Consider the following 26,744-nt stretch of genomic DNA (forward strand, 5'->3'; position numbering starts at 1 on the left):
GTCGCCAATGCCCAGCCCGCCCCGGCCGTGGCGGAACCGGCCCGGCCCAGCGGCCCGACCACAGCCAGCGTCGCCCGCGCGGCCACCGAGGAGGGCGCGATCAACCTGCGCCGGGTGAACCTGATCGGGGTCTATGGCTCCTCGGACGACCGCCGCGCGCTGGTGCGCCTGTCCAACGGGCAACTCACCCGCGTGACCGTGGGCAACCGGCTTGATGGCGGGCGGGTGCAGGCCATCGGGTCCAGCGCGCTGATATATGCCAAGCGCGGACGGCAGGTCAGGCTCGAGGTGGGCGGCTGACCGCTTGCAAATCCCGCCCCGCCGGGAAAGGCTGGGGCCATGCTTGAAACCCTCCTGCTTGCCACGATCCTGCTGGGCGCGGCCGTTCTGGCCGTGCCGATGGCCGCACGACTGGGGCTGGGCTCGGTGCTGGGCTATCTGCTGGCCGGGGTCGCTGTCGCCCCCATTCTGGGCGCCGAGGCGCAGGACCTGCAGCACATCGCGGAATTCGGCGTCGTCATGATGCTGTTCCTGATCGGGCTGGAACTGGAGCCGCGTGCCCTCTGGGCCATGCGCGACCGGCTGATCGGCATGGGCGGACTTCAGATCGGGCTGTCGACGGGGCTGCTGACCGCGCTGTTCTGGCTCACCGGACTGGCCTGGCAGACGGCGCTGGCTGTCGGGCTGATCTTCGCGCTGTCCTCCACCGCCATCGTGCTGCAGACCCTGACCGAGAAGCGGCTGATGAAGACCACCGGGGGACGCGCGACCTTCTCGGTGCTGCTGACCCAGGACATCGCTGTGATCCCGATGCTGGCCGTGCTGCCGCTGCTGGCGATCCGCCAACCCGTGACCCTGGCCCCCGATGGCTCTGTGCAGCGCGCGGGAGAGGCCGGAGCCGAGCCCCACGGCGGCGACCTGTCCCTCGTCGAGGGGTTGCCGGCCTGGGGGGTCACGCTGGTGACGATCGCCGCCGTGGCGGCGGTGATCCTGGCGGGCATCTACCTGACGCGGCCGCTCTTTCGCTACATCCACCAGGCCCGCCTGCGCGAGATGTACACGGCGCTTGCGCTCTTCGTGGTCGTCTCCATCGCCACGCTGATGGGGCTGGTCGGCCTCTCGGCCGCGCTGGGCACATTCCTGGCCGGGGTTGTGCTGGCCAACTCCGAATTCCGGCACGAGCTGGAAAGCGACCTGGAGCCCTTCAAGGGGCTGCTGCTGGGGCTCTTCTTCATCACCGTGGGCGCCGGGATCGACTTTGGCACCCTGGCCGCGGCACCGCTGCGCATCCTCGGCCTCACCGCGGCGGTCATCGCGATCAAGCTTCTGGTGCTTTTCGCACTGGCGCTGGGCTTCGGCCTGCGCGGGCGCGACCGCTGGCTTTTCACGCTGGGGTTGGCGCAGGCCGGGGAATTCGGCTTCGTGCTGTTGTCCTTCTCGCTGCAACAGGGCGTGGTGGGGCAGGCCCTGGGGGCCGAACTGCTGCTGGTGGTCGCGCTGTCCATGCTCGCGACGCCGCTTCTGTTCATCCTCTACGAAGGGATGGCCCGGCGCGCCGCAAAGCACGACCACATCACCGCGCCCGAGGCCGACGAGATCGACGAGACCGGCCTTGTCATCATCGCCGGGATCGGGCGCTTCGGGCAGGTGGTCAACCGCCTGGTGCAAAGCACGGGATATTCCACGGTGGTGCTGGACGGCAACCTGTCCACGGTTCAGACCATGCGGCAGTTCGGCTTCAAGGGTTTCTTTGGTGACCCAACGCGCCCCGACATCCTGCATTCCGCCGGGCTGGACGAGGCCAAGGTCCTGGTCGTGGCCCTCGATGACAAGGTGTCGTCGGTGCGGCTTGTGTCCTACGCGCGGCGCCACCGGCCGGACATTCACATCGTCGCCCGCGCCCGCGACCGGGTGCATGTCTATGAGCTTTACGCCGCCGGCGCCGACGACATCGTACGCGAGCTTTTCGACAGTTCCCTGCGGGCGGGCCGCTACGTTCTGGAAAACCTCGGCCTGACCGATCACGAGGCCGCCGAAGCCGAGATGACCTTCTCGCGCCACGACCGGCGCCTGCTGCGCGACCTGGCCCGGCTCTGGGACCCCGATGTGCCGATCTCGCGGAACACGGCCTATGTCGCGCGCGCCCGTGGCGCCGACCGGGAACTCGAAGCGCGTCTGGCCGAGGCCCTGGACCAGGCCGAACGGATGCGAAGCCGCGCCGGGGGCCGCCCACCCGACGGGCCGCCCGCACAAGAAGATGCCGCACAGAAAGACGACTAGCGGCAGCGCAGGCTGTCGGGGCTGGTATAGGCCCCCAGGTCGCGGGTGGTGAGCGCTCCGTCCTTCAGGCGCGTGGCCTGCACGCGGGTCCAGTCGGCATCGGCGGTGATGATCTCGGGGCCCTCGCCGCAGTCAAAAACACCGCCCTCGATGTCGGGCGCGCCGTAGCGATGGTTGGTGTGGCCCGGCGCGGCGGCCTCCTCGGTGATCTGCCAAGCCTCGCCGGACCGGTGGACTTCGACGACGCGCAGTGTGCGGGCCAGGTGGGGGCGGTCGACATAGGCGACCTCGGACCGGCCGTCGCCATCCAGATCGGCGATCCCGGCGATGGCCAGCCAGCGGTGACGCCGGCCGATGGGGGCCGTCGACGCCACCGCGGCCGGCCGGCCGTTCACCAGATCCACCACCTGGACGCGCGCGCCGGTCCGGAACCCGCTGACAACCGCGACAACCTCGAGCGTGCCGTCGCCGTCAAGATCGGCCAGCCGCGGGGCGGTGTCCTCGAACACCGCGTTTTCCCAGGTGACACCGTGGCTGTCCTGCGCATTCTCGACGATCAGGCACGCGTATTCCCCGCCCGCAACGGCGCCATGCCCGTAGGCCGAGGTCGGCTCTGCGTAGCGGGCGCCGGTGATTTCGGCGCCGGCCGGTCCGGCCATCAGGGCCACCGTCAGCGCCGCGCGGATCAAATCTGCTTTTCCGGCATCTGCACCACCAACCCGTCCAGCGCGTCGCTGACCTTGAGCTGGCAGGTCAGGCGCGAGCGTTCGGGATCGGGCTCATAGGCGAAATCGAGCATGTCCTCTTCCATGGGGTCCCGGGCCGGCAGTTTCTCGACCCAGTCGGGCGACACGTAGACGTGGCAGGTGGAACAGGCACAAGCGCCGCCGCAATCGGCCTCGATGCCGGGGATGCCGTTGTCGCGCGCGCCTTCCATCACGGTCAGCCCGTTTGCCACGTCGACGACATGCTCTTTGCCGCCATGCTCGATATAGGTGATCTTCGCCATGCCTTACCCTTTTCTTGTGCTGTGTCGCCGGAAACCTAGGGGTTGTGCCGGGACTTCGCCAGTCCAATTGCCGGGAAAAGTGACGGCGACCCGTCCCCGTCCGGAACCAAGGCTCGGGCGCATGAAAAAGGGCACCTCGCGGGGTGCCCTTTCGTCACGCGGCTTTCGCGCCAGTCACTCCAGCGCGAGGGCCACGAAGCGCGGCTCGCCCGCCCGGCGGATCAGCATCAGCATGGACTTGCGCCCCGCATCCCGGGCCTCTTCCACGCGGGTCTCGAAACCCTCGACCGAGGCGACAGCAGACTGGTTGGCCTCGGTGATGACATCCCCGGCCCGCAGCCCCTTGGAGGCGGCTTCGCTCTCGGAGTCGATCTCCATGATGACCAGGCCCTTGCCGGGCTCGACGCCCAGTTCGCCGGCCATGTCCTCGGTGATCTCGGACAGGGTCATGCCCAGCATCGAGGCCGTGGCGGGTTCGGTCGGTTCGGGCTGTTCGTCTTCGGGGAAGGCCGCGGATTGCGCCGTCTCGCGGCGGCCCAACTCGACCGTCAACTCGCGCGTTTCGCCGTCGCGCAGCACCACCACCGGAACATTCTTGCCCACCGGACTGTTGCCGACCACGCCGACCAGTTCGCGGGTATCATCCACGTCGACCCCGTCGAATGTCAGGATGATGTCGCCGGATTCGACACCGCCGTTGCGCGCCGGGCCCTCGGGCACGTCGGTGACCATGGCGCCCTGCGGTTCATCCAGCCCGTCGATTGCGCCGATCATGTCCGGCGTCACGTCCTGGATGCGCACGCCCAGCCAGCCACGGCGGGTCTCGCCGTATTCCTTGAGCTGGTCCACCACGTTGGTGACAACGGCCGCGGACATGGCAAAACCGATTCCGATCGAGCCGCCATTGGGCGACAGGATCGCGGTGTTCACACCGATGACATCGCCGTTCATGTCGAAGAGCGGCCCGCCCGAGTTGCCGCGGTTGATGGCCGCGTCCGTCTGGATGTAGTCGTCATAGGTGCCGGCCAGTTCGCGGTTGCGCGCCGAGACGATCCCGGCGCTGACCGAGAACCCCTGGCCCAACGGGTTGCCCATGGCCATGACCCAGTCGCCAACCTCGGCGGTCTCGCCATCGCTGTCGCCGAAATCGACATGGGGCAGCGGCCGATCCGCCTCGACCTTGAGCAGGGCGATGTCGGTGTTCGGGTCGGTGCCGACCAATTCGGCCTGAAGCATCTCTTCGCCGCCCGGGTAGAATTCGATCATGATTTCGTCGGCGTTCTCAATGACGTGATTGTTGGTCACGATGAAGCCGTCCTCGGAAATCACGAAACCCGAGCCGAGCGCCGAGGAGCGGCGCGGCTGGCCCTCGTTGAATTCCTCGAAGAAATCTTCGAAGGGCGAGCCTTCGGGCACGATGCCCTGCGGGCCGGTGTTGTCCGCGACGGTGGTGGCAGTTGTAATGTTCACCACCGCGGGGCTGACCTGCTCGGCCAGGTCGGCGAAGGTCTCCGGGCGATCCTGTGCCGCCAGCGGGCTGACTTGCGATAGCACCATGGCCGCGCCCAGAAGAAGCGCCAGAAGCGCCGCCTTGAGGGTGCTGATCCCGGACCCTGTGCCGGTCCGGGCGACTGCGATTGCTCTGGAGGTCTTCACGTCGACATCTCCTTTCCTGCTTTGCTCACGCGGCCGCGGGCCGACCGCCGTTGCTGTGAAATGTAAGCCCCGTACCCGGCAGCGCAACGCCAAACCCGGGCCAGTCATGATTTCGTGAGGGCGAAACGCGAAAGGGGCGACCCGTGGCCGCCCCTTTTGTCCGATATCTCGCCGTGCTCACTCCTGCGGGGCCGCGGGGGCGCCGCTGGGCGAGCGCATGTAGTCGAAGAACGCATGATCGGGGCTGAGCACCAGCCGCGTGCTGTCCTCCTGAAGGGCTTTCCCATAGGCTTCGAGTGACCGGTAGAACTCGAAAAATTCCCGGTCTTGGTTGAAGGCCTCGGCGAAAACCTTGTTGCGCTCGGCATCGGCCTCACCCTCGATGATGCGGGCCTCGCGTTCGGCGTCCGAGACAAGCTCGACCACGGTCCGGTCGGCCTGGGCGCGGATGCGTTGCGCGGCTTCACGGCCCCTTGCGCGTTCGTCCTCGGCCTCGCGTTCGCGTTCCGACACCATCCGGCGAAAGGTCTCGGCCAGGTTCTCGGGCGGCAGGTCCGTGCGCTTGAGCCGCACATCCACGACCGTCAGGCCCAGTTCACTCGACTCCGCGATCGCCCCGTTGCGGATGCGCAGCATCAGCGCGTCGCGATCCTGCGACAGGATTTCATCGGAACTGACCGAGCCCAGAACCTGGCGGGTGGTGGCCCGCAGGATCTGCTCCAGACGGTTGTCCGCGACGGTGATCGCCATGTCGCCGCCCGCGCCGGTCGCCTCGCGGAACTGGTTGACGTCGTCGATCCGATAGCGCGCGAAAGCGTCCACGATCAGGCGGCGGTCGTCATCGGGGATGACTTCCTGTTCGGCCATGTCGATCGAGATGATCCGGTCGTCATAGCTGACCACCTGGTCGAGGAAGGGCACGCGGAACGACAGACCCGGTTCCGTCTTGACCTGGACGACCCGCCCGAAGCGCAGCACCAGCGCCTTTTCACGCTCGTCCACGACAAAGATCGAACTCAGGATCCCGACAAAGACAATCAGCAGGATCGGGAGAATATAGACAAGTTTGCGCATCAGTTAGACCCTCCGGTGGTCTGGTCGGTGGGTTGGCGCCGCAGCTGGTCGAGCGGCAGGTAGGGCACGACACCCCCCTGGCCCTGTCCGCCTTCGTCCAGCAGGATCAGGTCGGAGCGGCCGAAGACCTCCTCTACCGTTTCCAGGTACAGGCGTTCGCGCGTCACGTCGGGCGCCTGCTGGAATTCTTCCAGCACGCTGACGAAACGCGCGGCTTCACCGCGGGCCTCGTTGACGACCCGGGCGCGATAGCCTTCGGCGCCTTCAAGGATTTCAGCCGCGCTACCACGCGCCTCGGCCGTGACACGGTTGGCATAGGCATCGGCGCGGTTCTGCAGCTGGATGCGCTCCTGCTCGGCGTCCTGCACGTCGCGGTAGGCGGACAGCGGCGACGTCACTTCGGATTCCCCGTCGATGTTGATCACGTCGACATCGGTCGCCGGCGGGTCGGCCTGATCCAGGTTGATGCGGATGATGTTCACGCCACCGTCGTATTCGTCGAGCGTGGATTGCACCGCCTCCTGCAACCGGTCGCGCAGGACGGCCCGTTCACGGTTCAGGTTGGCCAGCTGCGATTGCGCGATGATCTCGCGCATCGAGGATTCGGCAACCGCCTCGATCGTCTCGGGCGGGTTCTGCAGGTTGAACAGGTAACGATCCGGCGATGTGATGTTCCAGACGACCTGGAACCCGATCTCGACGATGTTCTCGTCCCCGGTCAGCATCAGGCCGGTGTCGGACCCCACAGACCGGTCGGTATCGCGGTTCGACCTCAGGTTGCCCGGCACGTTTTCCTCGCCGATCTCGATGACCTGTTCGCGCGTCACCTGCAACACTTCGGCGGTGACGATCGGCCAGGGCGCGAAGTTCAGGCCCGGCTGGCCGACGCAGGGTTCGATGCACTCGCCCAGGAACAGCTCGACCGAGCGTTCCTCGGGCCGGACCGTGTAGAAGCTGGCCGTGAGCCAGGCCACCAGGGCCAGCGCGACCCCCAGACCGATCATTCCGCGCGAGATCTGCGGCCCGTCGCCGCCCCCGCCGGACTGGTTGCCACCTTTGCCGCCACCGCCGCCCATCAGCACGCGCAGCTGGTCGCGGGTCTTGGTCACGATTTCGTCCAATTCGGGCATCTGCGGCTCTTGGCCGGGTCTGCGCCCGCCGCCACCGTTGTTGCGGTCGTCGCCGCCGCCGCCGCTACCGCCGCCCCCCCAGGGGCCCTGGTTGTTTCCAGCCATCCGGTTAAAGTTTCCCTTGTTGCCATCGCCCCGTCACGGGGCGCGTTTCATTGCATTATCATGTGGGCCTTGGCCCCGGCTTTTCAAGCGGTCCGAACCGGTGCGCGCATGGTCACCAGTTCCTCGGAAATGGTCGGATGCACGGCCACGGTGCGGTCGAAATCCTCTTTCGTGGCGCCCATCTTCACCGCGATCCCCGCAAGCTGGATCATTTCGCCCGCACCGGGGCTGACAATGTGGCACCCCAGCACCCGGCGCGTCTCGGCGCAGACCACCAGCTTCATCAGAACCCGGTCGGGCCGCCCGGCAAAGGCGGTGTTCATCGGCTTGAACGAGGTGCAGTAGACCTCGATCGGCCCGGCCTCGCGCGCCTCTTCCTCGGACAGGCCGACGGTGCCCATCTCGGGCTGCGTGAAGATGGCCGAGGGGATGAGCGCATGATCTACCGGGGTGGGCTGGCCCTTGAAGACCGTGTCGACGAAGGCCATGCCCTCGCGGATCGCGACCGGGGTCAGTTGCACCCGGTCGGTCACGTCGCCGATGGCGTAGATCGACGGCACCCGGGTCTGCGAATACGCGTCCACGAGGACCTCGCCGCGGCGGCCAAGCGCCACGCCGGCCTGCTCGAGCCCGAGGCCCTCGGTGTTCGGTGTGCGCCCGGTGGCAAACATGACCTTGTCGAAGACGCGTTCGGTGCCATTCGTGGCCTTGACGCGGATGCCCTCACCCTCGGGCGCCATGTCCAGAACGTTGGTGCCAAGGTGCAGATCGACGCCGCGCTGCTGCATCTCCTCAGAGACGAGACCGCGCGCCTCGCCATCAAAGCCGCGCAGAATCTGCGCGCCGCGATAGAACTGCGTCACCTCGACGCCCAGCCCGTGCAGGATACAGGCAAACTCGCAGGCGATGTAGCCGCCGCCGACGATCAGGATGCTGCGGGGCAGCGCCTCCAGCTTGAAGATGTCGTTCGAGGTGATGCCCAGTTCGGCATTCTCCATCTCGGGCAAGGCAGGCCGGCCACCGGTCGCCACCAGGATATGCTTGGCCGAGACCGTCGTGTCGTTCACGGCGACCTCATGCGGCCCGGTGATGCGGGCCCGGCCATCGTGTACCGTCACCTCCGAGCCGTCCAGCAAGCCGCGATAGACCCCCTCGAGCCGGTCCAGCTCCACATCCAGCTGGCCGCGAAACCGGGGCCAGTCAAACGTGCCCGCACCGATGTCCCAGCCGTAGGCGCGGGCATCGGCGACCATCTCGCGGTATTCGCTGGCAAAGACCATCAGCTTCTTGGGCACGCAGCCGCGGATCACGCAGGTGCCGCCCAGGCGGTATTCCTCGGCCAGCGCGACCCGGGCGCCGGTCTGTGCGGCCATGCGCGCCGCGCGCACCCCGCCCGAGCCGCCGCCAATCACGAAGAGATCATAGTCGAAATCGCTCATCGGATCCTCTTGTCCATCTGCGGGTGGTGTAAAACACAGCACTCGGCAAATGGCCAGTGCGCGGCGCCCTCTTCATCTTGGCAAATAAACTCAGGTCCGCCGTTCGGACACGCGGCGCAATGCCCCGCCCATATCGCCCCACGGGTTCCACCAGGCACCGGCAAACCTGCGCGGGCGCAGCCCGCACAATCTGGTCAGTCGCCGATATCCTTGAACAGGTTGTCGGTCTCGATGAAATCGTGGCGTGCCTCGGTGACTGTGCCCGCGTTGATGTCGCGCTGCTCGACCCGCCCGTCGCCGTAGCCGATCACCACAACGTCGCAGATGTCGAGGAACAGCCCGTTTTCCACCACGCCGGGGATCTGGTTGAGGGCCAGACTCAACTGCCTGGCATTGCCGATCCGGTCGAGATGCAGATCAAGGATGTGATTACCCGCGTCGGTGCGATAGGGAGCATCGCCATTCATCCGCAACGCGGTGCTGCGCCCCAGCACGTCCATGACGCTCAGGGTTTCCTCGACCAGCGTCCGGGTCGTCTGGCAGCCGAAGGGGATCACCTCCACGGGCAGGGGAAAGGCGCCCAGCGTCTCGACCTGCTTGCCCGCGTCGGCGATCACCACCATCCGGTCGCTGGCCGCGGCGACGATCTTTTCATAAAGCAGCGCCCCGCCGCCGCCCTTGATCAGGTTGGCCTGACCGTCGCATTCGTCAGCCCCGTCGATCGTCAGGTCCAGCCATTTCGCGGTGTCGAGCGAAATCACCTCGATGCCCGCTTCGCGGGCCAGCTCGGCCGTGCGCGTCGAGGTCGGAACGCCGCGGATCGACAGCCCGCCGGCCACCTTCTCGCCCAGGCAGTTGACAAGGTGGGCGGCGGTGGAGCCGGTCCCGAGGCCGACGCGCATTCCGTCCTCGACGTGTTCCGCAGCCTGCCGGGCCGCGACGGCCTTGGCGGTCTCGAGGGGCGACAACTCGGGCATTGGGACGGCTCCTGTGACGTGACTCGCGCCCTTATAGGCCGCGTCGGGCCGCCTGGCGAGAGGCGCGTCCAGCTGGACCGCCCCACACCAGGCTGGCGGCGTGCCAGATCGGCGGCGGCGAGGGGCAATGCGTCGCATTCAGGCCCCAACCCCGCGCGTTCGGCCTTATTCTGTTGCACACGCCGGTGGGCCGCACACCGCAGGGCAAACAAAGGACAAGACATGTTCCTCAGCGTCTTCGACATGTTCAAGGTGGGCGTGGGCCCCTCGTCCTCGCACACGATCGGGCCCATGGTCGCCGCCGCGCGGTTTCTCGATCACTTGCGCGCGCAGCCCTTCTCCGTGGCCGGGCTGAAGGCCTCGCTGCATGGCTCCCTGGCCTTCACCGGGGTCGGCCATGCCACCGACCGGGCCACGATCCTCGGGCTGGCGGGTTTTCGCGCCGATGACTATGACGCCGCGCGCGCCGAGGCGGAACTGGCCCGCATCGCGGCAGAAGGGACCGTGATGCCCGAGGGGCTGAACGCGCTGACCTTCGATCCCGACACGGACCTCGAGTTCGACTACGGCCCGCCGCTGCCCGGCCATGCCAACGGCATGATCCTCAAGGGTAGCGACGCCCAGGGCGACGTTATCACGCAGGTCACCTATTATTCCATCGGCGGCGGCTTCGTGCTGACCGAGGACGAACTGGCCCGGGGCCGCGACACCGATGATGGCCCGCCGGTGCCCTTCCCCTTCAAATCCGCCGCCGAGATGATGGACATGGCCGCCGAGTCCGGGCTGAGCGTCGCGCAGATGAAGCGGCGCAACGAACTCAGCCGGATGCCAGGCGCCGACCTCGACGCCGGCCTGGCCCGCATCTGGGAGGTCATGAACGATTGCATCGACCACGGCCTGGCGGGTGACGGCGAATTGCCCGGGGGCCTTCGCGTACGCCGCCGGGCACGCGCCATTCACCAGGCCCTGCTGGCCGAGCACGGCCGCAACCTGACCGCGCCGCACATCGTCAACGACTGGATTTCCACCTATGCCATGGCCGTGAACGAGGAGAACGCCGCCGGCGGGCAGGTCGTCACGGCGCCGACCAATGGCGCGGCCGGCGTGGTGCCCGCCACGATCCGCTACTGGCTGGACCATGTGCCCGGCGCCAGCCGCGCCCGGGTGCCCGACTTCCTGCTGACGGCGGCGGCCATTGGCGGGCTGGTCAAGTTCAACGCCTCGATCTCGGGGGCCGAGGCGGGCTGTCAGGCCGAGGTCGGCAGCGCCTCGGCCATGGCCGCCGCCGGGCTGTGCGGCGTGCTGGGCGGCACGCCCGCGCAGATCGAGAATGCCGCCGAGATCGCGCTGGAACATCACCTCGGCATGACCTGCGACCCGGTGCGCGGGCTGGTGCAGGTGCCCTGCATCGAACGCAACGGGCTGGGGGCGATCAAGGCGGTGTCCGCGGCCTCTCTGTCGCTGCGCGGGGACGGGCAGCATTTCGTGCCGCTGGATGCCGCCATCGAGACCATGCGCCAGACCGGCGCGGACATGAGCGAGAAATACAAGGAAACCGCCCTCGGCGGTCTAGCGGTGAATATCCCCAATTGCTGAAGAAGCGACGGGGCGGTCAAGCGGGTGCCCGGCCCACCTGTCGTGCCTGCCCCTTGGGATCGCTATCGCGGACCGTTCGCAGGCCACCACGCTGTTTGCGCGATGGTCGTTTGCGCGATGGTCACACCGCCCCGGCCCGGCGCACTGGCCGGAAGTGCCGCGGGCCATGCGCGTCTCGACGACCCAGCAGCGCAGGTCCGGCTCGCACATGTCCTCCTCGAGCATGGGGCGGCCGACCCGCTTTTGCCGCATAACCGGGGCAGGCGCGCGACAGGCGATGATGCGGTGCCAGACGGCCCGGAAATCGGCGTCGGCGGCGCCCCACCCAACCCAGCCGACCTCGTTGTGCTCGTAAAAGGTGTTGGTGTCGCCGCCCTGCAAATTGCCTGTTCATCGCCGTCAAGTATCAGCGGCGTACCCTGACTAGGCATCACCGTCTCGATCATGGCGCAAGGACATTCGCATCCTCGGTTGGGGGGGGGGGCGCTATGGGTCTGCGAGAGCCTTCAAGGCCGCCGCGTGCAACTCGGGGGTGGCAGCGGCCAGGGTGTTGCCGCCCGCATGCACATTGGCGCCCTGCCAGTCGGTGACGATCCCGCCCGCGGCCTCGATCACCGCGATGGGGGCGGAGATGTCATAGGAGGACAATCCGGCCTCGATCACCAGGTCGATCTGGCCCGCGGCCAGAAGGGCATAGGCATAGCAATCCATGCCGTAGCGCGTAAGCTTGCAGCGTCGGGCCACCGCGTGAAAGGCGGCACGCTCTGCCTCGGTGCCGACCTCGGGAAAGGTGGTGAAGATCGTGGCCTCGGACAGATCGCGCGTGGCCTTGGTGCGCAGCGGCGCGGTGCCCATGGGCCCGGTCATGACCGCCAGGCCCGCGCCGCCCTCGAAGCGTTCGCCGATGTAGGGCTGGTCGATCAGGCCCATGATCGGGCCCTCGGGGCCATTGACCGAGATCAGAACCCCCCAGGTCGGCGTGCCCGAGATATAGGCGCGGGTGCCGTCGATCGGGTCCAGCACCCATGTCAGGCCCGTCGTGCCCTCGGTCGCGCCGTATTCCTCACCCAGGATGGCGTCGTCGGGGCGGCGCTCGGCCAGCACCGCGCGCATGGTGCGCTCGGCCGCGCGGTCGCCCTCTGTCACCGGGTCGAACCCGCCCTCCTGCTTGTTGTCACTGGCCACGCCGATGCGGAAATGGCGCAGGGTCTCGATCCGCGCCGCATCGGCCATGGCGCGGGCACAGGCCCACAGGACCTCGAATTCGGATGTATCAATATCCATGGGCCCCCCCTCGCCAGCCTGCCGTGAAGTGGCCTAACGGGGCCGGGGCGGCCCGGTCAAGCCGAACCGCCGGCGTCCCGGCCCCCGGCGCGACGTCTCAGGCCGCGTCACTGAGCGAGCGAGCCAGGTCGAACAGGCGGCGGCGCTGGTTCTCGGGCATCGCGTAGTAGGACCGCAGCAGATCGAGCGCCTCCTTGTCGGCCAGAACGTCGCCGGGCAGATCGGTGGCCCCGGGCACCTCGGCGAGATCGCCGTCGTAGCCCTCGAAAAAGAAGGCAACGTCCACCCCCAGAGCACGGCCGATATCCCACAACCGCGAGGCGCTGACGCGGTTCATGCCGGTTTCGTACTTCTGAATCTGTTGAAACCGTATACCCACAGTATCGGCCAGCTGCTGCTGCGTAGTGCCTGTCATCCAGCGGCGATGCCGGATACGTTTGCCCACATGCACGTCAACGGGGTGCTTCATCGTCATTTTCCTTGTTCCCTCTTGGCGGACGGGCCCTGCTTCGGCCGCGCGACCCGCCGTTCACGGACCCTTGCGACACGGTGCAGCGCCTCCAGCTCCGCGTATTACGTGCCAACGAAACCCGCCCACCGAGAGACACGCAAGGGTTGCACGCCCGACCCTGACCTTAAAGACAGGTTCGCCCGGCCCGGTCCCTGTACTTTTGGAGAGGCCGCTGTTTCGTATGGGCAATTTTGCGCTGCCCGTTGGCCTGCCGCAGCCCCGGGGTTATTCTTAGCACCGCGCGATTCTCGCCCGAAAGGCCTAACATGCACGCATTCCGAGTGACCCGCTTCGACACCCCGCCACAGATCGAGGAGATCGCGGCACCCCGGCCGGGCCCGGGCGAGGTGCTACTGGACATCGCCGCCTGCGGGCTCAACTTCGCCGACATGCTGATGGCGCAGGGCACGTATCAGGACACGCCCGCCCCGCCCTTCACCCTGGGGATGGAGGTCTGCGGCATCGTCCGCGCCCATGGCGACGGAGTCGACAGCCCGGCGATCGGCACGCGGGTCGCGGTCTTCGGCGGCCATGGCGGACTGGCCGAACAGGGGGTCTTTCCGGCCGTGCTTTGCCGCGCAGTGCCAGCGGACATGCCCGCCGAACAGGCTGCGGGGTTCCAGGTCGCCTACGGCACCTCGCATCTGGCGCTGACCCGCCGGGCGCGCCTGCAACAGGGCGAGACGCTTCTGGTGCTGGGCGCCGCCGGGGGTGTGGGCCTGACAGCGGTCGAGATCGGCAAGGCCATCGGCGCGCGGGTCATCGCCGTGGCGCGCGGCGCCGACAAGCTGGAAACCGCCCGTGCGGCCGGGGCGGATCACCTTATCGACGCGGGCGCGGACCTGACCGCGCAGATCAAGGCGCTTGGCGGGGCCGATGTGGTCTATGACCCAGTGGGCGGGGCAGCCTTCAGCGCGGCGCTCAGGGCCACCAACCGCGAAGGCCGGGTGATCGCCATCGGGTTTGCCAGCGGGGATGTGCCGCAGGTTGCGGCCAATCGCCTGCTGGTCAAGAATATCGACGTGATCGGCTTCTACTGGGGCGGCTATCTGTCATTCGCCCCCGAAGCCCTGACCGACAGCCTGGCCACGCTGATGGACTGGTATGCCGCCGGCCGCCTACGCCCGCATGTCAGCCATGTCCTGCCGCTGGCGCGCGCCGGCGAGGCGCTGGAGCTTATCCGATCGCGGCGATCGACCGGGAAGGTCGTGGTTGTGCCGCCGTCTGCATGAGCGCGCCATAGGTATCACGCAGGTAGCCCGCCAGCGCCTGCTCCACCTCGCCCAGCCCGCCCGGGCCACGGTAAAGGTTGATGGAGTAGGCCTTGAGGTCGGGCAGCGCGCCGCCATGGTCCACCGGTTCGGTGCCCTGCACCCAGAACCCCGACAGCATGGCATGCACTGCCAGGTCGGCGCTGACGGTGGCCTCGACCGTCCGGGTCGAGCCGGTCTCGACCCGCATCAACCAGGCAATCCCGGCGGCGTCCAGGCGCCGCTGGACGCTGGGACGAAAAATGCACTGGGTTTCCAGCGCGATGGGCAGGGGCCGCTCTTTCCAGGCCCGTCCGCCCGGCGCACCGACCCAGACCAGCGGCACCTCGGCGAGCGTCTCGCCGCCCGCACCGCAGCCCTCTTCGGTGGTCACGATCATGTCCACCTCGCCCCGGTCGAACTGCTGCAACAGCGCGCGGGTATTCGAGGACAGGAAATTCACCCGCATCCGCGGAAAATCAGCGGCAAAGCGTTTGAGGACCTGGGGGATGTAGCCCGGCACGATGTCATGCGGCACGCCCAGCGTGATCTCGCCCTCGTAGTCCGAGGCCGTCAGCCGCCCCACCGCCTCGTCGTTGAGCGCCAGCATCCGCCGCGCGTAGCTGAGCAGTTGCTCGCCCTCGCCGGTCAGGCCGATCTGGCGGGCCGAGCGATCGAGCAGGCGCAGGCCCAGCCCCTCTTCCAGACGTTTGAGCTGCATCGAGACCGCCGACTGGGTCAGATGCAACAGTCCGGCGGCGCGGGTCACGCCGCCCGAATCGACCACGGTCACGAAAGAGCGCAGGGCGGTCAGGTCCAGATTCCGGGGCATATCACGTTCCGTTATGGTTTGTCGGCCAATCATTCATTTCAAAGATGCGCCGACTCGCGCCATATATCAAGTACCCTGATTCATTTTCGACCCATCATCACGAAAGGACGTGTCATGGCGACCTTGTCCCACGCCCCGACCCATCCAATGGCGGCCCCGCGCGGCCTCCGTCTTGCCCTGGCCACCATGGTCGCGGTCTGGCGCCAGCGCCGCGCCCTGGCCGCGCTGGACCCGGCCCGGCTCGCCGACCTGGGCCTGACGGAAGCCCAGGTTCTGCGCGAGTCCAGCCGCCCTGTCTGGGACCTGCCGCGCTGACCGCCGGGCCGTCGCTGTGGCTGCTGACAGAAACACTGCCTCCCGACACCGGTTTCCCTTGAAAAGCGCCGCCCCAACGCCGATATTCTTCATGAGACCCGCGCCGGATCGGCGACCGGGCTAGGGAAGTTACCGTTGGAGGAAACGAATGGCTGACTATCAGACTGTCCGCGCTGGCGCCGGTGTCCGGACGGCAGAGATCGACCAAGGTCTGCGCGCCCATATGAACAAGGTCTACGGCACGATGTCCGTGGGCATGCTCATCACATTTGCCGCCGCATGGGCTATTTCCGGGCTCGCTGTCACGCAAGACCCGTCGCAAGCCGCAGCTCAGATGCAGAATGGAACCCTGTTGACCGGGCTGGGGTCGGCGATCTACGCATCGCCGCTGCGCTGGGTCGTCATGCTGGCACCGCTGGCCTTTGTTTTCGGCTTCTCGGCGATGATCAACCGCATGTCGGCGGCCACGGCACAACTGGTGTTCTACGCCTTCGCGCTGACCATGGGGGTGTCGATCAGCTCGATCTTCCTGGTCTTCACCGGCTATTCGATCGTGCAGGTCTTCCTGATCACCTCGATCGCCTTCGCCGGTCTCAGCCTCTGGGGCTACACCACCAAGAAGGACATCTCTGCCTGGGGGTCGTTCCTGATCATGGGCGTGATCGGCCTGATCGGGGCGATGATCGTCAACCTGATCTGGCCGATGCCGGGTCTGTCCCTCGCCATCTCGATTCTCGGCGTGCTGATCTTCGCGGGCCTGACCGCCTATGACACGCAGAACATCAAGAACACCTACATCGCCCATGCCGCGCAGGGCGACCAAGAGTGGCTGGGCAAGGCCGCCATCATGGGTGCGCTGAGCCTCTACCTGGACTTCATCAACATGTTCATGTTCCTGCTGCAACTCTTGGGCGGGCGGGAATAACCCCCCCCCCCACCGGCTGACGCAACGTTCAAGGGCCGTCCTTCGGGGCGGCCCTTTTTATTCGCCACCTGTGCAGCTTAGCGTGACCGCATGACCGACCTGCCCATCACCTCGATCGCCGCCCTGCTGAACGGGGGGCTTCTGCTGGCGCTGACCGCGCGCGTGATCTTCTACCGCCGCCGCAACAGCGTCATTCTGGGCGACAATGGTGACCGGGCGCTGACCAAGGCCATTCGGGGCCAGGCCAATGCCGCCGAGCAGATGCCAATGGCCCTGATCCTCTGCGCGCTGGCCGAGGCGCAGGGCGCGCCAATCCTGGCACTGGCGGTCACGGCCGCGCTCTTCACGCTGGGCCGCTACATGCACGGGGCCTATTTCGCCTGGCACGGGCTGCACTGGCGGCTGCGTTTCTGGGGGATGCTCGCCACGCTCGCCGCCCAGGGGCTGCTCCTGGCGCTGCTTGCGGTTGCGCTGGTATCCTGACGGTCCCGCGCCGAACGGTGATTCCCACGAGGACAGCATGCAAACCCCGGCTGAACACGAGATCGCCCAGCTGACCGCACTTCGCCGGGACCTGCACCGCCACCCCGACCTGTCGGGCGCGGAAGGCCCCACCGCCCGGCGCATCACCGCCGCGCTTGCACCATTTGGCCCCGACCGGCTGTGGCAGGGCCTGGGCGGGCACGGGGTCGCGGCGGAATTCCGCGGCGCCGGGGCCGGCCCGAGCGTGCTGTTGCGCTGCGAGCTTGACGGGCTTCCCATCCAGGAAACCGGCTCCCGGCCCTACCGATCTACGACCGATGGCCGGGGCCACCTGTGCGGCCATGACGGGCACATGGTCACACTGCTGGGCGTCGCCCGCCACCTGATCCGGCGTCCGGACTGGGGGCGCGTCATCCTGCTGTTCCAACCTGCCGAGGAAACCGGTGCAGGTGCCAAGGCGGTGATCGCGGACCCGCGCTGGCCCGACCTGCGCCCGGATTTCGCCTTTGCCTGGCACAACGTGCCGGGCCGTCCACTGGGCGAGATCGGCCTGTGCCCCGGTCCGGGTAATTGCGCCTCGCGCGGGATGCAGATCTGCCTGCAAGGCGAGAGCTCGCATGCCGCCACCCCCGAGGATGGGGTCTCGCCCGGGCAGGCCATGGCCGCCCTGATGCAGCAGCTTCCCGCGCTTGGCGGCGGCGCGATCGACACGCCTGACTTTGCCCGCATCACCCTGACCCACGCCCGGCTGGGCGCGCCCAGTTTCGGCATCGCCCCGGGTGAGGGCGAGGTGCGCGCGACGCTGCGCAGCCGCGACGATGCGCGGATGGCCACCCTGGTGGCCGAGGCCGAGGCCCTGGTGGCCCGCCAGGCCAGCGGGCTTGATGTTCGGCACCACTGGCACGACGTTTTTCCGGCCGTGGTCAACGACGCCGAGGCCACCATAATCGCCCGCGAGGTCGCGCAGGTGCAGGGCCGGCACTGCCACGAGATGACGGTCCCGATGCGCTGGTCCGAGGATTTCGGCCACTTCGGCATCGACGGGGCGCGCGCCACCCTGCTCTATATCGGGGCCGGAACGGATCACCCCCAGCTGCACAATTCCGACTACGATTTCCCCGACGCCCTGATCCCGCAGGCGGCGGACCTGCTGGCCGGGATCGTCGATCGCATCCTCGGCCCGGCGCGGACCTGACACGGCCCCGGACCGCCAATCGGCATGTCACGGATCAGGGCAGCGGGGCCTACAACAGGGCTTCGAGCCGGCTGCGCACGGATGCGGGCATCGTGGTCGAGACGCGCGCCTCGGGGTCGAAGAAGACCTCGACAATCTCCTGGGAGGCGTGCAGTTCGCCAGTGTCGGCGTGGCGCATCTCCAGCGCGAAGGTGACGCTCTTGTTGCCCAGCCGCGCCAGGGCGCCCTGAACGACGATCAGATCCCCCGCGACCAGTTCCTTTGCGAAGCGCGTGGTCGCCTGCGCCGTCACACAATGCACGCCATGCGCCACGAGCATGGTCGAATAGGGCAGCCCCGCGCGCGTCCAGATGTGATAGGCCGCGTCATCGAAGAAGGGCGCATAGTGGCGGACATTCATGTGCCCGAAATGATCGAGGTGCCAGGGATGCACCACGGCCCTCAGAAGCTCGAATGTCTCGGCCAAGGTCTCCTCCGTTCGTCGCGCCACCGGTGCGGGCCAGTGAATGCGCAACGCGCGCCAGGGTCAAGCCGCCTGCCCTGCGCGCGGGCCTCGGGTGACGTTGATCTGCACGCTCTCGGCCAGTGTGTTGGCGATGAAGCAATAGCGGTGCGCGCGGTGCTGCATCTCGTCGAGCTTTTCCGGCGCGACGTCAAAGCCGGTGTCGAACCGCACCACCGGGTTCAGGTCGATCCGCGTGACCGCCATTTTTCCGCTGGCGGTCTTGCCCAGATGCGCCTCGGCATGGTCGTAATAGCTGGCCACAGGCCAGCCCGCCTTGGCGCAAAGCGCGAGGAAGGTCATCATATGGCAACTCGACAGCGCCGCCGCCAGGGCCTGCTCGGGGTTGGTGTGGTCGGGATCACCGCCCCAATCGGGGGCGGCGTCCACCTGGACTTCGTGGGTTCTGTTGTACTGCACCGCATGGGCATTCGAGAACCTGCCCGTCTGCAAGGCCGGTTCGGCGCGCTGCCAGTGCAGCTCGATCGCGAGGTCGGACATGCCAGTGATCCTTACGCGTTGATCTGGGCGGGCTTGGGCGCGGTTTCGGCGGCGAGCTTCTTGCGCGGGTCGAAGAAGGGTTTTTCCACGACCCTGGCTGTGGTTTCGCCCGAGGCGGTGCGGACCTGCAGCACGGTGCCCAGCTCGGCGGCCTCGACCGCGACCATGGCCAGCGCGATGTTTTTTTCAAGGCGCGGCGAATAGACCGCCGAGGTCACCTTGCCGACAATTTCGCCCCCGTTGAAGACGGTCCAGAAGGCGGTGTTCGGGCTGGCCATCGGCTCATCCTCCAGCACCAGCCCCACCTGCTTGCGGGTGACACCGTTGTCGCGGATGCGCTGCAGGGCGAACTTGCCGATGAAGTCGGCCTCCATGTCCAGGTTGACCAACCGGTCCAGGCCCAGCTCGAAGGGGTTGGTATGGATATCGGCATCGGCATGGTAAGACAGCATCCCGCCCTCGATCCGGCGGATGGTCGAGGTATGACCGGGCTTGAGGCCCATGGGCATGCCCACGGCCATGATCCGCTCCCACAGGGCATCGCCGTAGTCGCCATCGCGCAGGTAGATTTCATAGCCCAGCTCGCTGGACCAGCCGGTGCGCGAGACGATGAGCGGGATTCCGTCCAGCTCCATCTCGCGGAACCAGTAATAGCGCAGGTCCATGATTTCGGGGCCGAAGAGCTCTTGCATGATCTCGCCCGACTTCGGGCCTTGCAGTTGCAGCGGCGAGACATCCGGCTCGCAGATCGAGACATCAAGCCCCGAATGCACGGCCACGCCCTGGGCCCAGAGCAGGATGTCGCTGTCGGCCAGCGACAGCCAGAAGTGATCCTCGGCCAGCTTGAGCAGGATCGGATCGTTGAGGATGCCGCCCTCGGCATTGGTGATCAGCACGTACTTGCACTGCCCCACCGCCATGTTCGACAGGTCGCGGCAGGTCAGCATCTGGGTAAATTTCGCGGCATCGGGGCCGGTGATCTCGACCTGGCGCTCGACGGCCACGTCGCAGAGGATCGCGTCGTTCACGAGGGTCCAGAAGTTCTGTTCGGGGTCGCCGAAGTCGCGCGGGATATACATGTGATTGTAAACCGAGAACCCCTGCGCGCCCCAACGCACAGTGGCATCGAAGTATGGCGATTTGCGGATCTGGGTTCCGAAGCCGAAGTCCTGCGATTGCATCATGTCGTCCTCCCTGGTGTCGCGCGCCGGCTCCTCCGCCGGGGCGCGTCTGCGCTCTCTGCGCATGTAATGTGTTCCAGGTGACCGTGCGGCCTTTATTGCGGGGCTTGCGCAGACCATGCGGGCTTGGTTTGAACGCTTTGAGGACCGTATGGACCCGATCGCCCGAACGCGACACGGGGATGTCGCAAACCTTATCGTCGGCTTTGCGACACCAGCCGCGCCAGGTTGGGCTGTTCGGCCTTGATCAGGCGGGTCGCGAAATAGGTGGTGTAGCGGTCGATCCCCAACTCGGCCGATAGCAGATCGTCCATGAGGGCCTGAAACGCACTCAGGCCCGGGGTCACGACTGTCATGACGTAGTCGACCCCGCCGCCGGTCGAGACGCAGTTGATGATCTCGTCGACCACTTTGACATGCGCCTCGAAGCGGTCGAAATCGACCTTGCGGTGATGGGTAAGCGACACCATCACGACCACGCGGGTGGCGTCGATCACCCGTTCCAGCGCGATGTCGGCATGATAGCCGCGGATGTAGCCCGCCGCGCGCAGACGGCTCAGCCGCGCCCAACAGGGCGTCGGCGACAGGTTCACGATCTCGGCCAGCCTGGTCTTGCTCAGTTGGCCATGCGCCTGGACGGCGCTGAGAATGCGGATATCCGTCGCATCGAGCCCCTGTCGTTCTCGCATCTGTTGCCGTCCTGTCGATTGACCGATGCGCAGGGGCCGGGCGGAAACACGGCCCGCCTGCGTAATACAGAATAGGGCCGCCGTCGGCCCGCGCCAATCGGAATTGCGACGCATTGCAGGGTGCCAGCGTCAACCGCACGGCAATGCCGGCCACTGGATCGACTCCACGCTTGTGGTCAGGCGTCGCCGTCGGCGTCGTCCTCCTGCTCGGCCGACCACTCGGTCGCCGCCGCGACCACCAGTTCCGAGGCCGTCGGTGCCAGCGACACGTAATCGCCCGCCGCGCCCACGGACGGGGACTCACGCACCGTCATGCGAAAGGCGCACCAGCCCGCGATGGCCAGGAAGGTGCCCGCGATGAATATCCAGAAGCCGCTGTTACCGACAAGATCCATCATCCGCCCCGCGACGAGCGGACCCACGATGGCCCCGAGGCCATAGATGAAGATCATCCCGCCCGAGGCCGAGGGCATGTCTTCGAGCGCGAGGTAATCGTTGCAATAGGCGATCAGCAGCGAATAGAGCGGCGAGGCCATGCCGCCCATGATGAAGCCGCTGAACAGAAGCATCGCGAAGGCTGGGCCGAACACCCAGGGCGCCAGGCTGGAGGCGCCGCCGATCAGGGCCACGCCCAGGATCAGCAAGCGGCGGTCGATCAGGTCGGACAGCCAGCCGACCGGCACCTGGAACACGATGGACCCGAAGAAGATCGCGCCCACGAAGGTCGTGATCTGGCCGGTCGGCAGCCCGATTGCGCTGCCGTAGACCGAGGCCATGCCGAGCTGCGCGGCATAGACGCCGCCCAGCAGCAGCGTCCCCACGGTGGCCAGGGGCGAGGTCCGGTAGAGCCGCGCGAGGCTCATGGGCTGGATGTTGTCGGCGGCCGGCACCGGGCTGGCCGACAGCAGGATCGGGGCGAAGGACAGCGACACCAGGATCGACGCCACCGCGAAGACGGCGAAGGTCTCGGCCGGGGTGACGCCGACAAGCACCTGCCCGCCGACCAGGCCAAAGGTCTGGGCCAGCATGTAGCCCGACAGGATGGTCCCGCGCGTGGCGTTGGTCGCCTTGTCGTTCAGCCAGCTTTCAGCCGAGACATAGACGCCGGACAGACAGAACCCCAGCAGCAGTCGGATCAGCACCCAGGCCCAGGGCTCCACGATCATGGGAAAGGCGATCAGGCCCGCCGACATGAAAGAGCCCAGCGCCGCGAAGACCCGTACATGGCCGACGCCACGGATCAGGGTCGAGGCCAGCCGCGAGCCGATCAGGAAGCCCGCGAAATAGGCCGATGTGACGACCGAAAGCTCGAAGGTCGAGAACCCCTCCAGCCCGCCGCGCACGCCCATCAGGGTGGACTGCATGCCGTTGCCGATCATGATCAGCAGCACGCCGAAGAGCAGGGCCCAGACGCGCAAGAGAACTGTCACCATCCCGGGCCTCGCGGTTTTTCGGCGCGCTGCGCGAGGACTAAGGCTCTTTGCCGCGCGGGTAAAGGCCCGGCCCCGCCGCCGGGGCGGGCGGCTACGCTGCCCAAGTGCGCCCCTGCGGCCGGCGCGCGGTGTGCAGGACAAAGCGGCAGACGGGGCCATGCGCCGCGCAGCAGGCGGTGTGTTCGACCATGATGCCCGGCGCGACAAGCCGTTGAAACAGCGTCTCGAAAACGGCGCAATGCCAAGGGCAGCCGGGCAGCGCCATGGGATTGTCATGGATCACGAATTCGGGCGTCCGGCCCCAGGCCCAGGAGACCTGCGCATCGCCCGCGAAGGTCCAGGCGTGACGGGATATCGCCCCCAGCAGCATCGGCCCCGCCAGTGGTCGGGGCAGAAGGCGCAACAGCCCTTGCGCCGGGGCGGGGATGCGGTGCGCGAGGATATATTCGCCCGTCCGTCGGCCGGCATCACGGGCCACCGCCTCGGCCATGTCCGGGGGCAGGATCTCGGCCACCGCCCGGTGCAGGCGCAGGGCGTCCCGCGCGGGCACCATCCTGTCGGGCAGGTTCCCGGCAAGCCCCGGCATCCCGGCGGCCGTGCAAATCCGGCCCAGCACGCCCGGCGCGGCCAGGGCCTGCAGCGCTTCGACCGTCTGCAGGATCGCGTTGGGCCCAACATGATGGGCGGTGGCGGGCTGCATCACTATTCCGCCGGGGTGGTTCGGTCCAGCCGCGGCACGCCCGCGTCCGCCGCGCCATGCCCGGCGACGCGGGCCTTCTCGGCCTTGATCTGGTCGCGCACGCTGGCCTTGCGCTCGGCCGCGCGGCGCTTGCGGTCGGCCATGGCGTCCCAGTCGGCCATCTGCGCCTCGGCGATCTGGCGGGTCTCGTCGAACTGGAAATCGACCTTGTCCTTGGACTGCGGCCCCCAGTAGCCGACCTTGCCCAGATCGTAGAAGGTCCGCGCGAAACCGGCCTTGGCGAAGGCCCGCAGGCAGCCCAGCAGGTACTTGCGCCGGAAGCCCCGCCCGCGCCAGGGGTAATGGAACAGCGCCTTGATCATGTAGAAGCGGCGATAGTTGTGCATGACCCGGTCCAGCAGGGTGGCGCGATCCATCGCCTCGGGCTTCATGATCGGGGTGACGAAATTGTATTTCTCGAAGTCGAACACCTCGACCTGGTCGCGCAGCTCCTGGAACAGCGGCGTGAAGGGCCAGGGGGTGTACATCGTCCAGTTGGCCAGATCCGGGTTCCAGTCGCGGGCGAAGCGGTAGGTCTCTTCCAGGGTTTCCTCGGTCTCGTTGTCGAGCCCGACGATGAACTGCGCCTCGGTGAAGATGTCGGCCTCGCGCAGCAGGCGGATGGCCTCCTTGTTCTCTTCGACCTTCGTCTCCTTGTTGAACAGATCGAGCTTCATCTGCGCCGCCGCCTCGGTGCCAAGGCTGATATGCACCAGCCCCGCCTCGCGCCACAGGCCCAGCATGTCCTTGTCGCGCTGAATGTCGGTAACGCGGGTGTTGATGCCCCATTTCACTCGGTCGGGCAGGCCACGGCGGATCAGTTCCTCGCAGAACTCGGTGAATTTCTTCTTGTTTATAGTGGGTTCCTCGTCGGCGAGGATGAAGAAACCGACACCGTGGTTTTCCACCAGGTCCTCGATCTCATCGACCACCTTTTGCGGGTCGCGCACGCGGTAATCGCGCCAGAATTTCCATTGCGAACAGAAGGAACAGGTAAACGGGCAGCCACGGGCCAGGCTGGGGATTGCCAGCCGGGTTTTCAGCGGGATGTAGATGTATTTCTCCCAGTCGAGGATCGACCAGTCGGGCGTGATCGCGTCCAGATCCTTGACCGTCGGCGCGGCCGGGGTGGCGACGATCTCGGTGCCCTGGGTATAGGCGATGCCCTTGATCGACTTGCGGGCGCTCTGCCAACGGCCATCCTCGACTGCGCGGACGAAATCGAGGAACACCTCCTCGCCCTCGCCGCGCACGATGGCGTCGATATGCGGGGCCTCGGACAGGACCTGCTTGTACATGAAGGTGGCATGGACCCCGCCCAGCACCGTCACGGCATCCGGGGCGGCGGCGCGCGCGATCTCGAGCGCGCGTTCGGCCTTGTAGATCGAGGGCGTGATCGAGGTGGCCCCGAGGATATCGGGCTTCAGCGCGGCGATGCGGGCATGAAGCTCGGCCTCGCCGATGTCATGGGTCATGGCGTCGATGAAATGGATGTCGGTGTAGCCCGCGGCCTTGAGCGGACCGGCCAGGTAGGCGACCCAGGCCGGGGGCCAGTTGCCGGCGATCTCGGCACCGCCGGAATGATAGTTGGGGTGAATCAGAACCAGTCGCATGTCGCCTCCTTGTTTGAAACAAGGATGACATCGATGCTGTCAACTTGAATTGACATGAGTCAAAGCGGCGCTGCCAGCTCCGCCCAGTCAGGCGAAAATCTGGCCTGCGTGCCGGTCAAGGTAGATGCGCAGCCAGGGGGTGTAGGCCTCGGGGCGGCGCTGCACCGCGGCCGCCAGCTGGCGCAGGGGCATCCAGTCCACGGCCATGACCTCGTCCGGGTCGGGGGTGACGACAGGCCGGGCGGCCAGACGCGCGAGGAACAGATCCACCACCTCGTGCTCGATCAGGCCATCACCGACATCGGCGCGGTATTCGACCCGGCCCTTGTGGTCCAGGTCAAGCCCGCTCAGGCCCAGTTCCTGGGCCACCCGGCGGGCGGCGCACTCGCCCGGGGCCTCGCCCCAGTGCGGATGGGTGCAGCAGGCATTCGCCCAAAGCCCCGGCGTATGATACTTGCCCAGGGCCCGGCGCTGCAGCAGCAACTCGTCGCCGCATTGCACGAAGACCGAGACCGCCTTGTGCCGCAGCCCCTCGCGGTGCACCTGCAGCTTGTCCACGGCGACCAGCTCGCCGCCCCGCCAGGCGGGGATCGTCGCGGCCTCGGGAGGCGCGCTCATATGAATTCCGGGCGCACCAGCCGCGTCAGATGCGCCAGGTTCTTCAGCCCGATGCGCAGGTGGGCCATGGGCCGGGCCCGGACCAGCGCCTTGTTCATGTAGGCCTCGAAGGTCAGGCGCTGCACGTCTACGTCATGGCACAGCGACACAAAGCGTTCGCGCCGCTCGTCCGAGCGGTAGTAGGCCTTCTGCATGCTGGCCAGCACGCGAAAGACGGTCTTGTGTTCGCGCATGAACAACTGCCGGGCAAGGCGCAGGTCGCGCGCGCGTCCGGTTTTCAGGCAGGCGGCGGCGGCGCTGGCGGCGACGCGCCCGCCGACCATGGCGTAATAGATCCCCTCGCCCGAACTGGGGGCGACGACCCCGGCGGCATCGCCGGCCAGCACCACGTCGCGACCATTGTCCCAGCGATCGAGCGGTTGCAGGGGGATCGGCGCACCTTCGCGCCGGATCGTGGGGCAGTCGGCGAGCCCGCTCGCCGCGCGCAGATCGGCGGTGGCCTGCTTGAGGTTCACGTCGCTGACGAGCGACCCCATGCCGACACTGGCCTTGCCGCCATGCGGAAAGACCCAGCCGTAGAAATCGGGCGAGATGCGCCCGTCATAGACGACGTCGCAGCGGTCGGGGTGATAGTCGCCCACCGGGCCGGGGGCCTCGATGATCTCGTGATAGGCGATGACATAGGGAATGCGGTCGCCGCCCTCGACCTCGTCGCTGGCCACGTTGGACCGCGCCCCGTCCGCCCCGATGACCAGCCGGGCCGATAGACTGCGGGTCTCGCCGCTGTCACGATCGCGATAGTGAACGCGCGGGTGGCCGCCGTCGCGGTCGATGGACTGGTAGGTGCCGGTCAGGCGCGTCGCCCCGGCGCCGGCGGCGCGGCTGCGCAGGAATTCGTCGAAATCCTCGCGGTCGACCATGCCGACAAAGCCGTTCTCGATCGGGATATCCACCCGCCGCCCGCTTGGGGCGATCATGCGCGCGGTGGTAATCCGGGCCACCAGAAGATCCTCGGGGATGTCGAAATCCGCAATCAGCCGGGGCGGGATGGCCCCGCCGCAGGGCTTGATCCGCCCGGCCCGGTCCAGCAGCGCGACGCGATGCCCCGACCGCGCCAGATCCTCGGCGGCCGTGGCCCCACTGGGGCCACCCCCCACAACGACAACATCGAACTCAGGCATCCCTCATTCCCCCGGAACGGCCAGGGGCGCGTTGCGGCCCTGGGTATGTGCGATCACCCGCAGCGCCATCAGGGCCGCAAGCACGAAAAGCGCCGCTTCGAACAGGAAGACCGCGCCAAAGGCCCGGGCGTCCTGCACCAGCAGCAGGCGCATGATGTCCACGGCCCCGGCGCCCAGCAGCCCGCCGAAGCCGGCCGCAATGGCCTGCGCCGCGCCCCAGAGGCCC

The 26,744-nt window shown here is 67.4% G+C and carries 27 protein-coding genes and 1 pseudogene; 8 read left to right on the plus strand and 20 right to left on the minus strand.

Annotated features, from left to right (window positions below):
• Positions 1 to 300 (plus strand): annotated as a pseudogene (locus ACH107_RS14575) (hypothetical protein); the annotation flags it as partial.
• A 39-nt stretch (positions 301 to 339) separates the two neighbouring features.
• Positions 340 to 2,280 carry a cation:proton antiporter gene (locus tag ACH107_RS14580; protein ID WP_412506455.1) on the plus strand — a complete coding sequence of 647 codons (1,941 nt, stop codon included), beginning with the start codon at positions 340 to 342 and terminating at the stop codon, positions 2,278 to 2,280.
• Here ACH107_RS14580 and ACH107_RS14585 read toward each other — a convergent pair.
• The 7 genes from ACH107_RS14585 to rpiA all read right to left on the minus strand — a co-directional run bounded on the left by ACH107_RS14585 (position 2,277) and on the right by rpiA (position 9,670).
• Positions 2,277 to 2,969: an FG-GAP repeat domain-containing protein gene (locus ACH107_RS14585; protein ID WP_412506456.1), complete on the minus strand. Its 693-nt coding sequence runs from the start codon at positions 2,967 to 2,969 to the stop codon at positions 2,277 to 2,279. The genes ACH107_RS14580 and ACH107_RS14585 overlap by 4 nt on opposite strands.
• Positions 2,966 to 3,289, minus strand: a complete 324-nt coding sequence (locus ACH107_RS14590; protein ID WP_310691723.1) for a 2Fe-2S iron-sulfur cluster-binding protein — start codon at positions 3,287 to 3,289, stop codon at positions 2,966 to 2,968. The genes ACH107_RS14585 and ACH107_RS14590 overlap by 4 nt, the downstream gene beginning before the upstream one ends.
• A 174-nt stretch (positions 3,290 to 3,463) precedes the next feature.
• Positions 3,464 to 4,846, minus strand: coding sequence for a Do family serine endopeptidase (locus tag ACH107_RS14595; protein WP_412506471.1), 1,383 nt, complete (start codon positions 4,844 to 4,846; stop codon positions 3,464 to 3,466).
• A 276-nt stretch (positions 4,847 to 5,122) separates the two neighbouring features.
• Positions 5,123 to 6,019 carry a protease modulator HflC gene (gene hflC / locus ACH107_RS14600; RefSeq protein WP_412506457.1) on the minus strand — a complete coding sequence of 299 codons (897 nt, stop codon included), beginning with the start codon at positions 6,017 to 6,019 and terminating at the stop codon, positions 5,123 to 5,125.
• Complete coding sequence (hflK, locus tag ACH107_RS14605) at positions 6,019 to 7,254, minus strand: FtsH protease activity modulator HflK (protein WP_412506458.1); 1,236 nt, start codon at positions 7,252 to 7,254, stop codon at positions 6,019 to 6,021. Before hflK ends, hflC begins: the two co-directional genes overlap by 1 nt.
• Before the next feature lie 83 nt (positions 7,255 to 7,337).
• Positions 7,338 to 8,693 (minus strand): glutathione-disulfide reductase, encoded by a 1,356-nt coding sequence (gene gor, locus ACH107_RS14610; protein ID WP_310691726.1) that lies wholly within the window; start codon positions 8,691 to 8,693, stop codon positions 7,338 to 7,340.
• Positions 8,694 to 8,887: 194 nt separating this feature from the next.
• The gene (gene rpiA / locus ACH107_RS14615) at positions 8,888 to 9,670 is read right to left on the minus strand and encodes a ribose-5-phosphate isomerase RpiA (protein WP_412506459.1); all 783 of its coding nucleotides are present in this window, start codon (positions 9,668 to 9,670) and stop codon (positions 8,888 to 8,890) included.
• A 222-nt stretch (positions 9,671 to 9,892) separates the two neighbouring features.
• Here rpiA and ACH107_RS14620 point away from each other — a divergent pair, with 222 nt between their 5' ends.
• Positions 9,893 to 11,266, plus strand: a complete 1,374-nt coding sequence (locus ACH107_RS14620; RefSeq protein WP_412506460.1) for an L-serine ammonia-lyase — start codon at positions 9,893 to 9,895, stop codon at positions 11,264 to 11,266.
• A 486-nt stretch (positions 11,267 to 11,752) separates the two neighbouring features.
• Here ACH107_RS14620 and ACH107_RS14625 read toward each other — a convergent pair whose 3' ends face one another.
• Together ACH107_RS14625 and ACH107_RS14630 are read right to left on the minus strand one after the other, a co-directional pair.
• Positions 11,753 to 12,550, minus strand: coding sequence for an inositol monophosphatase family protein (locus ACH107_RS14625; protein WP_412506461.1), 798 nt, complete (start codon positions 12,548 to 12,550; stop codon positions 11,753 to 11,755).
• Positions 12,551 to 12,647: 97 nt separating this feature from the next.
• On the minus strand, positions 12,648 to 13,019 hold the full coding sequence (locus ACH107_RS14630) for a helix-turn-helix transcriptional regulator (protein ID WP_310691730.1): 372 nt from the start codon (positions 13,017 to 13,019) through the stop codon (positions 12,648 to 12,650).
• A 308-nt stretch (positions 13,020 to 13,327) separates the two neighbouring features.
• Here ACH107_RS14630 and ACH107_RS14635 point away from each other — a divergent pair, with 308 nt between their 5' ends.
• Positions 13,328 to 14,293, plus strand: a complete 966-nt coding sequence (locus tag ACH107_RS14635) for an NADPH:quinone oxidoreductase family protein (RefSeq protein ID WP_412506462.1) — start codon at positions 13,328 to 13,330, stop codon at positions 14,291 to 14,293.
• On the opposite strand, the gene ACH107_RS14640 is transcribed toward ACH107_RS14635, so the two are convergent.
• Entirely contained in the window at positions 14,238 to 15,143 is a 906-nt protein-coding gene (locus tag ACH107_RS14640; RefSeq protein WP_412506463.1) for a LysR family transcriptional regulator, read from the minus strand. The genes ACH107_RS14635 and ACH107_RS14640 overlap by 56 nt on opposite strands.
• Before the next feature lie 114 nt (positions 15,144 to 15,257).
• Between ACH107_RS14640 and ACH107_RS14645 the strand changes: the two genes are divergently transcribed.
• The 4 genes from ACH107_RS14645 (at position 15,258) to ACH107_RS14660 (ending at position 18,061) form a co-directional block, all read left to right on the plus strand.
• A complete protein-coding gene (locus tag ACH107_RS14645; protein WP_310691733.1) occupies positions 15,258 to 15,458 on the plus strand; it encodes a DUF1127 domain-containing protein in 201 nt (66 codons plus the stop codon).
• Positions 15,459 to 15,606: 148 nt separating this feature from the next.
• Entirely contained in the window at positions 15,607 to 16,383 is a 777-nt protein-coding gene (locus ACH107_RS14650; RefSeq protein WP_310691734.1) for a Bax inhibitor-1/YccA family protein, read from the plus strand.
• Between the two features lie 90 nt (positions 16,384 to 16,473).
• Complete coding sequence (locus ACH107_RS14655) at positions 16,474 to 16,866, plus strand: MAPEG family protein (RefSeq protein ID WP_412506464.1); 393 nt, start codon at positions 16,474 to 16,476, stop codon at positions 16,864 to 16,866.
• Positions 16,867 to 16,903: 37 nt separating this feature from the next.
• The gene (locus ACH107_RS14660; protein WP_412506465.1) at positions 16,904 to 18,061 is read left to right on the plus strand and encodes an amidohydrolase; all 1,158 of its coding nucleotides are present in this window, start codon (positions 16,904 to 16,906) and stop codon (positions 18,059 to 18,061) included.
• Between the two features lie 49 nt (positions 18,062 to 18,110).
• On the opposite strand, the gene ACH107_RS14665 is transcribed toward ACH107_RS14660, so the two are convergent.
• The 10 genes from ACH107_RS14665 to ACH107_RS14710 form a co-directional block, all read right to left on the minus strand.
• A complete protein-coding gene (locus ACH107_RS14665) occupies positions 18,111 to 18,527 on the minus strand; it encodes an acyl-CoA thioesterase (RefSeq protein ID WP_412506466.1) in 417 nt (138 codons plus the stop codon).
• A gap of 60 nt (positions 18,528 to 18,587) precedes the next feature.
• The gene (locus tag ACH107_RS14670) at positions 18,588 to 19,064 is read right to left on the minus strand and encodes an OsmC family protein (RefSeq protein WP_310689959.1); all 477 of its coding nucleotides are present in this window, start codon (positions 19,062 to 19,064) and stop codon (positions 18,588 to 18,590) included.
• 11 nt (positions 19,065 to 19,075) lie between these two features.
• Positions 19,076 to 20,248 carry a glycine cleavage T C-terminal barrel domain-containing protein gene (locus tag ACH107_RS14675; protein ID WP_412506467.1) on the minus strand — a complete coding sequence of 391 codons (1,173 nt, stop codon included), beginning with the start codon at positions 20,246 to 20,248 and terminating at the stop codon, positions 19,076 to 19,078.
• A gap of 191 nt (positions 20,249 to 20,439) precedes the next feature.
• Positions 20,440 to 20,934 carry an Lrp/AsnC family transcriptional regulator gene (locus tag ACH107_RS14680; RefSeq protein WP_310689957.1) on the minus strand — a complete coding sequence of 165 codons (495 nt, stop codon included), beginning with the start codon at positions 20,932 to 20,934 and terminating at the stop codon, positions 20,440 to 20,442.
• A gap of 176 nt (positions 20,935 to 21,110) precedes the next feature.
• Positions 21,111 to 22,367: an MFS transporter gene (locus ACH107_RS14685; protein ID WP_412506468.1), complete on the minus strand. Its 1,257-nt coding sequence runs from the start codon at positions 22,365 to 22,367 to the stop codon at positions 21,111 to 21,113.
• Between the two features lie 91 nt (positions 22,368 to 22,458).
• The gene (gene bchJ / locus ACH107_RS14690; protein ID WP_310689955.1) at positions 22,459 to 23,067 is read right to left on the minus strand and encodes a bacteriochlorophyll 4-vinyl reductase; all 609 of its coding nucleotides are present in this window, start codon (positions 23,065 to 23,067) and stop codon (positions 22,459 to 22,461) included.
• 2 nt (positions 23,068 to 23,069) lie between these two features.
• Complete coding sequence (bchE, locus tag ACH107_RS14695; protein WP_412506469.1) at positions 23,070 to 24,719, minus strand: magnesium-protoporphyrin IX monomethyl ester anaerobic oxidative cyclase; 1,650 nt, start codon at positions 24,717 to 24,719, stop codon at positions 23,070 to 23,072.
• Positions 24,720 to 24,806: 87 nt separating this feature from the next.
• Positions 24,807 to 25,337: an isopentenyl-diphosphate Delta-isomerase gene (gene idi / locus ACH107_RS14700; RefSeq protein ID WP_310689953.1), complete on the minus strand. Its 531-nt coding sequence runs from the start codon at positions 25,335 to 25,337 to the stop codon at positions 24,807 to 24,809.
• A complete protein-coding gene (locus ACH107_RS14705) occupies positions 25,334 to 26,518 on the minus strand; it encodes a geranylgeranyl diphosphate reductase (RefSeq protein ID WP_310689952.1) in 1,185 nt (394 codons plus the stop codon). Before ACH107_RS14705 ends, idi begins: the two co-directional genes overlap by 4 nt.
• Positions 26,519 to 26,521: 3 nt before the next feature.
• A partial coding sequence (locus tag ACH107_RS14710; protein ID WP_412506470.1) for a PucC family protein occupies positions 26,522 to 26,744 on the minus strand: 223 nt, incomplete at its 5' end.

It is taken from the genome of Roseovarius halophilus (ex Wu et al. 2025) (genome assembly GCF_047086965.1).

Excerpts from the sequence above, each read along its gene's own strand:
- bchJ (WP_310689955.1), bottom strand. The coding sequence starts at position 23,067 with ATGCAGCCCGCCACCGCCCATCATGTTGGGCCCAACGCGATCCTGCAG.
- hflC (WP_412506457.1), bottom strand. The coding sequence starts at position 6,019 with ATGCGCAAACTTGTCTATATTCTCCCGATCCTGCTGATTGTCTTTGTC.
- ACH107_RS14680 (WP_310689957.1), bottom strand. The coding sequence starts at position 20,934 with ATGCGAGAACGACAGGGGCTCGATGCGACGGATATCCGCATTCTCAGC.
- ACH107_RS14705 (WP_310689952.1), bottom strand. The coding sequence starts at position 26,518 with ATGCCTGAGTTCGATGTTGTCGTTGTGGGGGGTGGCCCCAGTGGGGCC.
- ACH107_RS14590 (WP_310691723.1), bottom strand. The coding sequence starts at position 3,289 with ATGGCGAAGATCACCTATATCGAGCATGGCGGCAAAGAGCATGTCGTC.
- ACH107_RS14670 (WP_310689959.1), bottom strand. The coding sequence starts at position 19,064 with ATGTCCGACCTCGCGATCGAGCTGCACTGGCAGCGCGCCGAACCGGCC.
- ACH107_RS14625 (WP_412506461.1), bottom strand. The coding sequence starts at position 12,550 with ATGGATATTGATACATCCGAATTCGAGGTCCTGTGGGCCTGTGCCCGC.
- ACH107_RS14580 (WP_412506455.1), top strand. The coding sequence starts at position 340 with ATGCTTGAAACCCTCCTGCTTGCCACGATCCTGCTGGGCGCGGCCGTT.
- ACH107_RS14655 (WP_412506464.1), top strand. The coding sequence starts at position 16,474 with ATGACCGACCTGCCCATCACCTCGATCGCCGCCCTGCTGAACGGGGGG.
- ACH107_RS14640 (WP_412506463.1), bottom strand. The coding sequence starts at position 15,143 with ATGCCCCGGAATCTGGACCTGACCGCCCTGCGCTCTTTCGTGACCGTG.
- ACH107_RS14675 (WP_412506467.1), bottom strand. The coding sequence starts at position 20,248 with ATGATGCAATCGCAGGACTTCGGCTTCGGAACCCAGATCCGCAAATCG.
- ACH107_RS14685 (WP_412506468.1), bottom strand. The coding sequence starts at position 22,367 with ATGGTGACAGTTCTCTTGCGCGTCTGGGCCCTGCTCTTCGGCGTGCTG.
- hflK (WP_412506458.1), bottom strand. The coding sequence starts at position 7,254 with ATGGCTGGAAACAACCAGGGCCCCTGGGGGGGCGGCGGTAGCGGCGGC.
- ACH107_RS14635 (WP_412506462.1), top strand. The coding sequence starts at position 13,328 with ATGCACGCATTCCGAGTGACCCGCTTCGACACCCCGCCACAGATCGAG.
- bchE (WP_412506469.1), bottom strand. The coding sequence starts at position 24,719 with ATGCGACTGGTTCTGATTCACCCCAACTATCATTCCGGCGGTGCCGAG.
- gor (WP_310691726.1), bottom strand. The coding sequence starts at position 8,693 with ATGAGCGATTTCGACTATGATCTCTTCGTGATTGGCGGCGGCTCGGGC.
- ACH107_RS14660 (WP_412506465.1), top strand. The coding sequence starts at position 16,904 with ATGCAAACCCCGGCTGAACACGAGATCGCCCAGCTGACCGCACTTCGC.
- rpiA (WP_412506459.1), bottom strand. The coding sequence starts at position 9,670 with ATGCCCGAGTTGTCGCCCCTCGAGACCGCCAAGGCCGTCGCGGCCCGG.
- ACH107_RS14620 (WP_412506460.1), top strand. The coding sequence starts at position 9,893 with ATGTTCCTCAGCGTCTTCGACATGTTCAAGGTGGGCGTGGGCCCCTCG.
- idi (WP_310689953.1), bottom strand. The coding sequence starts at position 25,337 with ATGAGCGCGCCTCCCGAGGCCGCGACGATCCCCGCCTGGCGGGGCGGC.
- ACH107_RS14645 (WP_310691733.1), top strand. The coding sequence starts at position 15,258 with ATGGCGACCTTGTCCCACGCCCCGACCCATCCAATGGCGGCCCCGCGC.
- ACH107_RS14595 (WP_412506471.1), bottom strand. The coding sequence starts at position 4,846 with ATGGTGCTATCGCAAGTCAGCCCGCTGGCGGCACAGGATCGCCCGGAG.
- ACH107_RS14630 (WP_310691730.1), bottom strand. The coding sequence starts at position 13,019 with ATGAAGCACCCCGTTGACGTGCATGTGGGCAAACGTATCCGGCATCGC.
- ACH107_RS14650 (WP_310691734.1), top strand. The coding sequence starts at position 15,607 with ATGGCTGACTATCAGACTGTCCGCGCTGGCGCCGGTGTCCGGACGGCA.